Origin of the sequence: Methyloferula stellata AR4, assembly GCF_000385335.1 — a bacterium.
In the GTDB taxonomy this organism is placed as follows: domain Bacteria; phylum Pseudomonadota; class Alphaproteobacteria; order Rhizobiales; family Beijerinckiaceae; genus Methyloferula; species Methyloferula stellata.
The window spans coordinates 2,697,907-2,710,014 of record NZ_ARWA01000001.1; the positions used below are offsets into that span (position 1 = coordinate 2,697,907).

General features: G+C 56.8%; 10 protein-coding genes and 2 pseudogenes. 7 read left to right on the forward strand and 5 right to left on the reverse strand.

Going from position 1 to position 12,108, the window contains the following annotated elements; genetic code table 11:
- Positions 1-197 precede the first annotated feature (197 nt).
- Together A3OQ_RS0113290 and A3OQ_RS0113295 are read right to left on the reverse strand one after the other, a co-directional pair.
- The gene (locus A3OQ_RS0113290; RefSeq protein WP_040580084.1) at positions 198-1,199 is read right to left on the reverse strand and encodes a GlxA family transcriptional regulator; all 1,002 of its coding nucleotides are present in this window, start codon (positions 1,197-1,199) and stop codon (positions 198-200) included.
- Positions 1,200-1,323: 124 nt separating this feature from the next.
- Positions 1,324-1,740 carry a nuclear transport factor 2 family protein gene (locus A3OQ_RS0113295; RefSeq protein WP_020175893.1) on the reverse strand — a complete coding sequence of 139 codons (417 nt, stop codon included), beginning with the start codon at positions 1,738-1,740 and terminating at the stop codon, positions 1,324-1,326.
- Positions 1,741-2,180: 440 nt separating this feature from the next.
- On the opposite strand from A3OQ_RS0113295, the gene A3OQ_RS0113300 reads away from it, so the two are divergent.
- The 5 genes and pseudogenes from A3OQ_RS0113300 to A3OQ_RS25085 form a co-directional block, all read left to right on the forward strand.
- Positions 2,181-2,804, forward strand: coding sequence for an HD domain-containing protein (locus A3OQ_RS0113300; RefSeq protein ID WP_020175894.1), 624 nt, complete (start codon positions 2,181-2,183; stop codon positions 2,802-2,804).
- A 212-nt stretch (positions 2,805-3,016) separates the two neighbouring features.
- Positions 3,017-3,848: pseudogene (locus A3OQ_RS22330) on the forward strand (alpha/beta fold hydrolase).
- A 327-nt stretch (positions 3,849-4,175) separates the two neighbouring features.
- Positions 4,176-4,772, forward strand: coding sequence for a carbonic anhydrase (locus A3OQ_RS0113310; RefSeq protein WP_026595806.1), 597 nt, complete (start codon positions 4,176-4,178; stop codon positions 4,770-4,772).
- 130 nt (positions 4,773-4,902) lie between these two features.
- Positions 4,903-5,784, forward strand: a complete 882-nt coding sequence (locus tag A3OQ_RS0113315; RefSeq protein WP_020175897.1) for an NmrA family NAD(P)-binding protein — start codon at positions 4,903-4,905, stop codon at positions 5,782-5,784.
- Positions 5,785-5,843: 59 nt separating this feature from the next.
- Positions 5,844-6,086 (forward strand): annotated as a pseudogene (locus tag A3OQ_RS25085) (integrase core domain-containing protein); the annotation flags it as partial.
- Here A3OQ_RS25085 and A3OQ_RS0113320 read toward each other — a convergent pair.
- The 3 genes from A3OQ_RS0113320 to A3OQ_RS22340 all read right to left on the reverse strand — a co-directional run bounded on the left by A3OQ_RS0113320 (position 6,070) and on the right by A3OQ_RS22340 (position 9,289).
- On the reverse strand, positions 6,070-6,732 hold the full coding sequence (locus tag A3OQ_RS0113320; protein WP_020175898.1) for a response regulator: 663 nt from the start codon (positions 6,730-6,732) through the stop codon (positions 6,070-6,072). The pseudogene A3OQ_RS25085 and the gene A3OQ_RS0113320 sit on opposite strands and share 17 nt — an antisense overlap.
- Entirely contained in the window at positions 6,729-8,144 is a 1,416-nt protein-coding gene (locus A3OQ_RS22335; protein WP_244427299.1) for a sensor histidine kinase, read from the reverse strand. The genes A3OQ_RS0113320 and A3OQ_RS22335 overlap by 4 nt, the downstream gene beginning before the upstream one ends.
- Before the next feature lie 224 nt (positions 8,145-8,368).
- Positions 8,369-9,289, reverse strand: coding sequence for a LysR family transcriptional regulator (locus tag A3OQ_RS22340; RefSeq protein WP_020175900.1), 921 nt, complete (start codon positions 9,287-9,289; stop codon positions 8,369-8,371).
- A gap of 997 nt (positions 9,290-10,286) precedes the next feature.
- Between A3OQ_RS22340 and A3OQ_RS22350 the strand changes: the two genes are divergently transcribed.
- On the forward strand, positions 10,287-11,543 hold the full coding sequence (locus A3OQ_RS22350; RefSeq protein ID WP_020175902.1) for an aromatic ring-hydroxylating dioxygenase subunit alpha: 1,257 nt from the start codon (positions 10,287-10,289) through the stop codon (positions 11,541-11,543).
- 17 nt (positions 11,544-11,560) lie between these two features.
- Positions 11,561-12,103, forward strand: a complete 543-nt coding sequence (locus A3OQ_RS0113345; RefSeq protein WP_020175903.1) for a 3-phenylpropionate/cinnamic acid dioxygenase subunit beta — start codon at positions 11,561-11,563, stop codon at positions 12,101-12,103.
- Positions 12,104-12,108 lie beyond the last annotated feature (5 nt).

Below are 12,108 nucleotides of genomic sequence, written 5' to 3' on the forward strand. Positions count from 1 at the left end.
GCGCTGGCTTCTCCGCGTTCCCAGTTCGCTACGGGCTTTCGGGGGCGTGATCGCGGTGGCGTCTTTTGGAAGCGACAAACTTGCGTTTCATCCAAATCACCTTCGGCTTGTCGGCGCAGGCAATCATTTGACGAAGGGAAAGGTTCGTTCGCGGCGCTCTCGCCACGACCGAGGGGCGATCTCCAGCAGATTGCGCCTCAATCCTGCAGGCGTCCGAAGCGACCGCGATAATCCTGTGGAGACACACCATAGGCTTTAACGAATGCGCGACGCATGCGCTCGTCATCGCCAAAGCCGGCCCGACGCGCGACGACCTGGATTGGATCGTGTGCAGATTCGAGGAGGCGTCTGGCCGCTTCTGTGCGGAGCTTCTCAACAGCCCGTGCGGGGCTTTCCCCGGTCTCGCGAAGATAGACACGAGCGAAATTGCGCGGGCTCATCCGAGCCACTTCCGCCAGTGTCTGAACGGACAAGTCCGCTTCGAGATTGTTCCGAATCCAATCATGAAGGTCCTCGAACCGGCCGCGCGCATCGCGCATCTGTTGACGCAACTCGACGCTGAATTGCGACTGGCCGCCCGGTCGCTTGAGAAAAAGAACCATCCCACGGGCTACGTCGAGCGCTGCGAGGTGGCCCAGATCGTCCTCAATCATCGCTAACGCCATGTCTATTCCGGCAGAAACCCCGGCCGACGTCCAGATGCGGCCCGACGTGACAAAAATCGCGTCGGGGTTAACCTTTATCGCTGGGTGCTCCTGCTTAAGCCGGTTGCAAACGATCCAGTGCGTCGTTGCTTCGAGACCGTCCAGAACACCGAGTTCGGCAAGGATGAACGCGCCGGTACAGATAGAACCCAGCCGACGCGGCCGGTCCAGATAGTTTGCGAGACGGGCTCGCAGCGAAGCCGTGGTGACAGGCGGCATTGCTGGGTCGAAGCCTACAACAAGCAGCGTGTCGACGGATTGGAGCGTGGTTTCATCAAGCCGCGCGGTTTGCAGCATCAGACCGGTATCGGTGGCGACGAGGCCGCCCGCCTCGGACACCACAGCTACCTGATAGGCGGAATGACCATCTTCCTGGCGAGCGTCGCTGAAAGCCTGCAACGCACCGCATACATCCAGCAACTTTGCGCGCTCGTAAGCGACTATGACGATCTTGCGCCGGCCTTCCCGGGCAGGTTTGGCAGTTTTTGAGGGCATACCCCAGCCTAAGCGGCTCGTGGCAGCCCGTCCAGCTGAGAGCGCGGCAGGTTCGCTCTGCAGGAAAGGCAGACCGCCGCGCCCAAATGCCTTGGGCGGCCGGAGCCGGACAACCGAAACGCGGTCATTTGTGCCGATTCCAGCTCCAACCCGCAATCCTCCAACCGGACGACGTGCGGCGCAGCGCAAAGGCGATTGTCGCGGCATCCCGCATTCGGATGCCCTTCGCCTCGTAGGACCAGACGGCAGGAACGACGACATAGGCTTGATCGCCGTCAGTGATTTCGGCGACGGGGTCGTCGTAGACGACGCTTCCATCCCTGATGCCACGTTCCTCCACACTGACGGTCATACTCAGCATCCAGTCAGCCACAGCGGTTGGCCCCTTCCAGATAAAGGGCGCCACATTGTCGATGATCGCGACGTCGCCTTCGACATGTGCGTCGGAAACGCCCTGAGCATCACCTTTGGTGATTGCGGCACGGAACGCTTCGACGGTCGCCATCGGGTCGTTCGAGGACGCGGCAGAGAATTTGGTCATGCCATCACTCGCGATGTGAACGGGGCTCTCGGCCGAGCTGGAATCGCACTTTTGGGAAGCGGCTCGATGCGGCAGAACGATGCAGCGACTCAAAGCAATCGGCGACTATGTTTATCCACAAACTAGCGGCTGGAGAGCTATAGCAGCAACAACGTTCAGACCTCCTATTCTGCCAACATCCTGCGCGCCACGCGGCGAGAGCGAGGCCTGGCCCTGAAATCGAGGGTGGATCTACGAGGCGAAAAGGAAACGTCAACCGCGCAGCCCCAAGCGCGGCGCCGGACAGATCGAAGCTCCGCCAAAATTTCAACAACCGCCAGTGAAGTCGGCCCAACTGAAGCTTGGCAGAATAGGAGGTCTGAATGTCATTGCCGCCGATAGCCGCCGGTTCCTACCCTTGGCGCGAGCAAGTGGGACGGGTGTTCTTTTGAGGCATCGTGATGATCGCAGATATCAAGGCTCCGGACTCCAGCATTGCCCGCCAGGCCGAGGAGCTTGCTCGTTCTGCGTCCAATGACATTCTCTTCAACCACGTCATGCGCTGCTACTGGTTCGGCGAGCTTTTCGCGCGGCAGGAAGGAACGAAGGTCGACAGCGAGTTGATGTTTCTTTCGACCGTGCTGCACGATCTCGGTCTTACCGACCATGCTTTCGGCCCGCACCGCTTCGAGATTGAGGGCGCCGGAGCGGCACGGACGTTCCTCGTCGACCGGGGTGTTTCGGAGGACCGAGCCCAGAAAGTCTGGGACAACATCGCGCTACACACCTGGGACATGAATCAATTCAGAGGCGATACCAGCCGCTTGATGCAGCGTGGGCTCGCCTACGATGTCTCTGGTGTGGAGGGTGCGCAGCTCGACCCTGCTGATGTGGCCGAGGTGGTCCGCCGGTATCCGAGGCTGAATTTCAAGCGTGCATTTAACGCAATGCTTAGCCATGATGTGGACTGTAAGGATCCGTACCCGCACTGGTTCCACATCTGCTCCCGCATTGCGCATAATAGGTCGCCGCTCACCATTGTGGACGCGCCGGTTGTTTTGGATTGGGCACCCTTCGATGAGTGAGCGCGCGATTACTGAGAGAAGCCTTGCCTGTGTGAGCGCAATCGCTCGGAGGCGCCGCAATGCCGAAGAATAGTCCAATCGGTGACGCAAATCTCTCCCGCCGCGATCTCGTTGTAGGGAGTGCGGTGTTTGCGGTAGCCACCACCCTTCCAGCAATCGCCTCTGGACGTGCCAGCACGAACGCAATCACTCCCAACACGAGCAACGGAGATATGACGATGGGCACGGTGACCACCAAAGACGGCGCCGAAATCTTCTACAAGGACTGGGGACAAGGTCAGCCGATTGTCTTCCATCATGGGTGGCCGCTTAGTTCGGATGACTGGGATACCCAAATGCTCTTCTTCGTCCACAACGGCTACCGCGTGATCGGCATCGATCGCCGCGGGCATGGCCGCTCCAATCAGATATCCGAAGGCCATGACATGGACCATTACGCAGCCGATGCGGTCGCCGTTGTCGAGCATCTGGATCTTCACAATACTGTCCACATTGGCCATTCCACCGGCGGCGGCGAAGCGGCGCGCTATGTCGCGCGTCACGGTAAGGGGACGGGTCGCGAAGTTGGTTCTGGTGGCTGCCGTGCCACCTATCATGGTCATGTCGCCGAATAACCCGGGTGGCCTGCCGATCGAGGTGTTCGATGGTTTCCGCAAAAGCCTGGCTGCCAACCGCGCTCAATTTTACCGGGAGATTGCCTCCAAGCCCTTCTACGGCTTCAACCGGGCAAGCAAACCGCCGCTGGATGGCGTCATCGACAACTGGTGGCGTCAGGGCATGATGGGCGGCGCCAAAGCGCATTACGACGGCATCAAGGCGTTCTCTGAGACAGACCTCACCGAGGACCTGAAGAGCATCGAAGTCCCGACGTTATGTATGCAAGGCGACGATGATCAGATCGTTCCGTACAAGGGTGCGGCCGAGCTCCAGGTCAAGCTTCTCAAGAACGCGACGTTGAAGCTCTATCCCGGCTTTCCGCATGGCATGCTCACCACCTATGCGGAGACGATCAATCACGATCTTCTGGCTTTCGTTCCAGGCTGATGTTTCTAACACGGCGGTTCTTCTCCACGCTAGAGAGCTATTCAGCTCACGCGACAGCGCGTTAGCTACCGATAATGCTAGTGTTCAAACGGTTGAGCCGCGCGGCTTCTCGTTGCTGAATTGACCACTTGGGCGGACGTCATGCCGAGCCAATCCTCATCGGGAGCGGGGGCGGCCCATCTCGATTTTGGACAATGAACTTATGGCAGAAATCGAGGGCGCAATGTCATTTGAGCCGCTGGCAGGTGTGCCTATGTTCGGAAATGACCGCAGCACTCCGTGGCGTCGCGTTCAGAAAGCGACAACGCGGAGCAGTGGAGCTAGGAAATGACGAAATACAGCGAATTCGAATTCAGAACACAACCGTGGTTTGACCCTGCTTGGTTTGACCGGTCCAAATTCCAGGGATTTAGTCACTTCATCCCAATGAAGACCATTGTGATTCACTGCTTCGACCCGCGGGCCTCCGAGATCCCGCAGGCTGTCGCCGACTATTTCGGGGATGAGGTCTATCCCGGAGAGAATATTCTCAACGAAGATGGTTATCGGGTCGGCAACACACGGACGTTATTCGCTGTATCAAACGCCGGCGGCCGCGCGCTTTCAGCCCTACAATCGGTCGCCACCATGGACTATCTATTCCAAGTACAGAAAGTTGTCGTGGTGCACCACTCCTTCTGCGGCGCGACCGCTTTCACACCCGACACGCTTGTCGGCGACTTTCACGATCACCATCACGCTGATATTTCAACGATGTTCGATCATGACAGCCTCGCAATTACAAACTTCGAGGAATCGATCAAACATGACGTCAAGTTGCTTCGTTCCAGCCCAGCGGTTCCGAAGAATATCAAGCTCTACGGCTTCTTCTACGAGATGAATTCCGGAAAATTGACCGAAGTGGTGAAAGACATTCCCGCGTAGATCGGACGCAAATGAGTGAGCGATGCGTGGCGTCGCTGCGCTCGTACATAGGCCAAGTTCGGAAGCGCGTTGCGCGCGGGCCCTTATATTTCGATCAGCATGTACCCTTGACTTACAAAGGAGCAGCGCCGTGAGCGAAGCCGACATTCTCGTAAGCGGAGCGACGGGACGGACCGGGAGCGCTGCCATCGACGAACTGTTGAAGATGGGCAAGCGCGTGCGGGGGTATGTGCGCTCGGACGACGAGCGGGCGGCAGCCCTCCGTGAGCGCGGGGTCGACATCGCGGTCGGCGATTTCACCGACATCGATCACATCCGTGCGGCGATGGAAGGCGTCGGCGCGGCCTATTTTCTGCATCCGATCGCGCCGGGAATCGTCGCCGCCGCCGCCTATTTCACCCAAGCCGCGACGGAGGCGGGCGTTACCGCGATCGTGAACATGTCCCAGATCTCGGCGCGCCGAGAATCGACGAGCCACGCCGCGCAGGACCATTGGATTTCCGAACGGGTCTTCGACTGGTCCGGAGTCGCAACGACGCATCTGCGCCCAACCTTTTTCGCCGACTGGCTCGTTTATCCGCACTTCGCGCGGGAGATCTGGGCAAAAAAGAAGATCGAATTCCCCTTCGGGGATGGGCGTCACGCGCCCATCGCAACTGACGACCAGGGGCGGGTTATCGCCCATATCCTCGCCGAACCAAAAGGCCACGAGGGTAAGATCTACACTCTCCATGGCCCGGTCGAGATGGACCATACCGAGATCGCCGCCGCCATGAGCAAGGTGCTCGGCGCGCAGATCGTGTACGCGCCGACATCGATCGAGGAATTCAAACAGAAAATGGTGCAACTCTACAAGTTTCCGCCGTTCCTGGTGCAGCATCTCGTCGAGGTAGCTCAGAACTACCGCGAGGGTATTTTCGCGGGCACGAACGACGCTGTCCAGAGGATCACCGGGACGCCTGCGCTTTCGGTACCGGCCTTCATCGAAAAGTACCGGAGCGCCTTTGTTTAGCGAGGATGCTTAGAGTCCCTGCAGCTTGATGAAAGTCGTGAGGGACGAAGGGCGTCCCCGATCTAGTCAACGGCGAGATTTTTTACACGTTGGAAGAAGCGAGGATCATCATCGAAAGCTGGAGACGACACTATAACGAGGTACGGCCCCACTCGTCGCTCGGCTACAAGCCGCCGGCACCCGAGGCCTTCATTCTACCGCGCCCGGCTGCGCAACTTCAATCAGCTCCGCCGGGCGCTCGATCGCTGGCATGGCCGTCAATTTTAAACCAACAATCCACCCGGATCACCCGAGAGGGGTAGACCAGGGCCCGACTAGACCCTGCCGTAAGCCGAAATAAAGAAGCTCGATGTCAGAAGCTACTCCGAGCTTCGACTTGATACTGTAGTGATAGTTCGCCACAGTCTTGCGGCTGACATTAAGTGCGGCTGCGATATCATCGGTCGATTTTGCGTGGAGGATCATGCGGAAAATCTCAAACTCGCGCGGTGAGAGACGCTGTAGCCCCGTCCCTTCCTCCTGCACCTGTTGAAGCGCTAGTACCTCGCTGATCTCAGGGCAAATGGTTACTCGGCCCTCGGCAACGTCGTGAACCGCGTTTACGAGCAGATCGGGAGGGCTGCTCTTGGTCACGTAGCCCCTAGCTCCGGCACGAAAGGCCTGCAAGGCATACATAGCCCCGCCGTGCATCGTGAAGACGAGTATACGCGCGTCGGCATCGAGTTTGCGGATATGCTCGATAGCATCGATGCCTCCACGACCTGGCATCGAGATATCCATGATGACAACATCCGGTTGCATATCCTTGTAGCACTGATAGGCGGAGGCCGCATCGCATGCTTCGCCGATGACGGTCAGCCCTTCGTGTTTCGTGAGGAGGGTGCGGTAGCCCTCGCGAACGACAGCATGGTCATCGACGAGGAGTACGCGAATGGCTTTTTCGCTCATTGTATGAGCTCCGCTGGCGTCTCGAACGGAATCATAGCATGGAGCTTGAGGCCTTGATGCGGGAGGTTGATGACGTTTAGCTGTCCGCCGAGTGCCATCACACGTTCACGCATGCCAATTAATCCTAGCCTGCTCCCTTCCTCAGCTATGCCACGGTCGACCCGTCCATATCCATTGTCTTCGATCGTCAGCGTTAGCCAGCGCCGATGGCGAGCCGTCTGTTCCTCGGCTTCTCTTCGAAAGCTGAGATCGACGCGAGCCAGACTCGCATTCGCATGTTTGCAGATGTTGGTAAGACCCTCTTGGACAATTCGATAGACATGCGACGCCGATGTCGGTGGCAGAGCTTGGAGATCGCCATCAATCTCAAGCGATATTTTTAATTTCCCGCTAGCACGTCGTTCTTGATCCCTCGCCAAAGCCGCAAGACTGGCGGCGAGCCCAAAGTCATCGATCTCGGGCGGGCGGAGGGTCTGCAAGGTGATACGCAGAGACCTCATCATGGCCATAGATGTTTGCGAGAGATTGTCCGCTTCGGGCACGAGCGCGGGGCACTCGGCTTCGGCGGTTGCCCTGATTGATGCCGCGCCTGCACTTATGACGCTCAAGGTTTGCGCGAGTTCATCATGAAGTTCCCGCGCCAAATGACGACGCTCTTGTTCTTGCCCGTCGACGAGTTTTGCTGCCAGCGCTGTTCGCTCACGCGTCGTCTGATCGAGGCTTGCCGCAAGCGTGTTGAAGACTTCGCTTATGCGCTGCAGTTCTATAAGTCGGAAATTTGGCAGGCGACTGGATAAGTCGCCAAGCGCTAACTTATCGAGTCCGACTAAGATATCTTTCGTGGGGCGGAGAGCCTGGCTAATCGCTACGTACTGCATCACACAAATCGCGCCGATGACCAGTGCAGTGAAACCCAGGAGTCCAGAAACCTCTTTCCAAATCGCGGCTACAGCGGCGGTGGGGTCAGTGGTGACGACCAGGGTCCCAGGAAATTTCCCATGGTAGGAAATAGGGCGCGCAACGTCAGTACGTGTGGTGATAAGCCAGGTGCCTAAGGACGAAAACCAGCTTGGTAGGATAGCACTACCTCGATTAAAACCAAGACAACTTGATCGCCCAAGGCTTCCGTCTGATCTTATAAATTGTATGCATTGGCCTGGACTTTGAACTTGTTCACTTACGGGGTCCCAATCGGGAAACCGTGATGGAGTTTCGATATTTGAGTCGATGCGGAACAATTGGACTTGCAGCTGCTTGGCAATGATATCAGCTACGTTTTCATTGACCTGCCGAACGTCATGATAGGTTTCGAGCAACGTGAGTGCGGCTGTGATGAGAAAACAAAACAGCGCGGCTGCCAAGACGCGGAGCGTCAGCGACCATCTGAGATCGAGATTCGGCGAGTTTACCACTGCCAAGGACCATTCCAGAATTGCACGCTAGGCTACACATGCTGTCGATCTAAAGAAAGCGGCCCAGCTTTTGATAGGCGACAGTAACCGCAATTTGCCGATACTCTATATGTATTTACCTAGGTCAACTCGCAGCCGGTCGTAACCCCATGATTCGAATATTTCAAGGCGGGGTTTGAACTCATCCTATGTTCTGTAAAGATCTCCAGGTGCATGGTCCGGTCCTAGGCATTGAGGCCGGTCCGCAGAAGATAATGAGAGTGCTCGTCGTAATACATCCCGTTTCTGGCGCTAAGGGTTGTTGAGAGCTGAAAGAAGTTAATGATCATGTCGGCGAGATGATCTGCCGCGAGGGAGCTTCTCCGACCGCGTCGCAGCACGAATTCGAAATCGGGCAGTGTTGGCAAGGCTTCGGCGCTGCCGAGCGATTTCAGCTTATTGGGTAAGCCATATTCCGGAAACATCGTTATCGCGAGGCCGGCGTCGAGCGCGGCGAGGATGCCTGCTGTACCCGCGCTCTGAAGCACGACCGTCCATGTCCTGCCGGCCCGATCGAGTTGTTCCAAAGCCAGTTGCCGCCACCTAAAGTGTGGAGGATATAATGCGAGTGGCGCTGGCTTTTCCGGGTCGAGCTGCATCCCCCGTCCAGCGGCCCAGACGCGGCGCTCGCGGCATAGGAAGACGCCGTCGCCTTCTCCGATTTCACGGCTAATGATCGCGATATCGAGTTCACCCTCGTCTAAAAGGGCTGAGATGTCAGGACCTATGCCGAGCTCGATTTGCAGCCGGACTGCAGGATAGCGGGCGGCGAATTGCCCAAGCAAAGATGATAAAGTGCGAAGATCAAAATACTCTGGCGCACCGATCCGGATCAGGCCGCCACCATCGCGACCGAGGCGATATTCAGCTTCCTTGTGCAAAGCAAGTATGCGCCGCGCATAGGACAAAAGAACTTCACCATGCTCGGTCAAGCCAACACCATGCGTATTGCGCACGAAGAGGGACGAACCGATCTGATCTTCCAGGCGTTTAACGTGAAGACTTACCGCAGATTGGGTGAGGTTTACCTCACGCGCTGCCTTGGTAAAGCTGCCGACATCGCAAATGGCGGCGAAGGTCCGCAAGAGGACGGTGTCGTAAAGCATCAGCCTATCGCCCCTCCCAGCTCATCGCGTCATGTTTTGCCGCACAAATTGTCCATAAGCCGCGCTTACCATCGTTAGACATTTTCAATGTCGTTAAAATGAAACGAGCGTCATCTTCGTTGATTTCCGAATATCAAGCAGCGCGGTGAAAGCGTCAGTGACCATTTAGGATAGAGATTCCGCAATGCAACGGAACGCTACACGCGCCATTGGCCTATGGATAGCAACCCACCTATCGACGGGCAATTTGCCCATACTTTGCAGGCAAATCTCTTAACTACGATTTGCTGGTTTCATGCGCGTGGCTTTTGAAACGAAGCATTTGAAATCAGCGTGGCCTGACGTTGCGTCATTCGCCTGCTCGGCTTGCTCAGCTGAGGAACCGCTGATTGTTGCAATGGCATGCCAGAGGATTGTGTCGTTAAGCATCGGCTCATCACTGCTCTGCCTTTGTCGTGATCATACTTTACAGCTCAAATTATCGATGAGTTGAATTCTCAAATTATCAGTGAGCGTACCGCTCAATTTATCCATGAGCTTTGCTCATCGCGGTGATTAAACATCTTCAATCCTGTTCTTCGAAAGTGTGGGTGTATGATCTGCTTGTTGCGACTGCATCAGTTCGGAGCAAGCGAAATGACATTGCGCAGGATGAGAACACTATGGGCGTCCCATACATGGCCGTCGGTCATCTCGCTTCTCCCGATTGTTCGTTCATCCAGATCGACTTCGATACGTACGAGCGCTTCTCGTTATCGCTCCCGACATCGCTGATCTAATTCCCTCAACGCGTCGAAGACGAACATGGCACGGGCGGAAGGCGTTCGCGTGATCTCAAGCGAACGCCAACGGCCTCGAAAAGAATGGTTGGACCGTTGGTTCATACATCCGGAGAGTCGTCTTTTTTCAATATTGCCATCCTGCTCTGCGGCAAGCCGGACGCGGACTGCACAAATGGATTGAGACTTCCAAGTGGATTGAGACTTCAGGGAAGAACATGGACATTAACAGTCTCATCGACGTCGACCGCGGCCTCATTGGCCGATCCATCTTTGTCGATCCGAGGATCTATGAGCAGGAAGGTAAGATGGTGTTTGCCCGATGCTGGATGTATCTGTGCCATGAAAGCCAGATTCCCCGGCCGGGCGACTTCTGCACAGCTTACATAGGGGAAGATCCGGTCATTGCGTGGCGGGATACCCAGGGCACCGTTCGGGCTTTCCTCAATATTTGCCGCCATCGGGGCAATCGCCTTTGCCGGGCCGACAGTGGAAACGCGGCGGCGTTCACTTGCGCCTACCACGGCTGGACCTACGGCAACGACGGCAGCCTGAAGGGAGTTCCACATCAGCAAGCGTCTTATCCTGATGGCTTCGAAAGAGAGCAATGGCCATTGATCGGCGTAGCTCAATTGGAAAGCTACAAAGGGTTGGTCTTCGCTACCTTTGACGCTTCCGCGCCGCCATTGCGTGAGTACCTCGGTGAGATGGCATGGTATCTGGACGCGATCTTCGACCGGCGTGACGGCGGAGTCGAAGTATTTCCCGGCGTGCACAAATGGGCAGTTCCTTGCAATTGGAAGTTCGCTGCCGAGAACTTCGCTGGCGATAGCTACCACGGACCTTGGTCGCACCGATCCGGCATGAGCGCCGGATTCAGCGCGAGACGGCCGCGTCCGAATGATGTTGATCGATTCCATCTTTCTCCCGGCAACGGCCATTGTTTGATGGCCCGACAACCTGACGATGCATCCGATTCGCCGGAGGTTGTCGCCTATGAAAAAGAGGTCCGACCGGAAGTCAGAGAGCGCCTTGGTCGTCGCATCGACCTGGTGAGACCCGCCGCCGGAACTGTCTTCCCGAATTTTTCATTCGTTCGCGGTACGGCCAATTCCATTCGCGTGTGGCATCCGCGCGGCCCTGAGCAGATCGAAATCTGGTCTTGGATCTTTGTCGATAAGCTCGCACCGCCTCACGTCAAGGAAGCCGTTCGTCTTGCCGGTCTGCGCAGCTTCGGCCCAGCCGGGACATTCGAGCAAGACGACATCGATAATTGGCAGGAGTGCACTCAGACCGCTCGCGGCGTGGCGTCGCGCAATCATTTCCTCAATATGCAGATGGGATTGGGAAGAGAGCGGTTCGACCAAGAGCTCGGTGCCTGGACCAGCGAGTTTTGCATTAGCGAAAGCAACCACCGTCACTTTTATCGCCGCTGGGCGAAGATGATGGACACAACGGATTGGTCCGACCTCTGAGCAGGGATTGTGCCGTGATGAAGCACGAAGTCGTACACGATATCGAGCAGTTTTTATACCGAGAAGCCCGCCTTCTGGACGAATGCAAATTCCAGGAATGGCTAAACCTGCTCACCGAGGACATTCGCTATTGGATGCCATCGATGGGGCGCCGATACCGCGCGTCCAGCAAGGCAATAACGATACTAGATCCAGATCGCTACGAAGAGAGGGAGCTTTCAAATGAAAGCGAGTTGGCACTCCTCGACGAAACGAAGGATTCTCTCGCAAGACGGATAGCCCGCCTGGATTCAGGGATGGCGTGGGCAGAGGATCCGCCTTCCCGGACCTGCCACATGATCTCCAATGTCGGTGTTTGCGAAGGAGATTCGGACTCCGAGATGGCCGTGCATTCCAATTTCATCCTCTATCGCACCCGCGGTGAGTCGGAGCAGGACTTCTATGTCGGAAGCCGGCAGGACGTCCTCAGATCCATCGGCGCGGACTGGAAACTTGCCTATCGAAAAATCATCCTACCACAGAACGTTCTTTCATCGAAAAACGCCAGCAACTTCTTCTAGCGAAT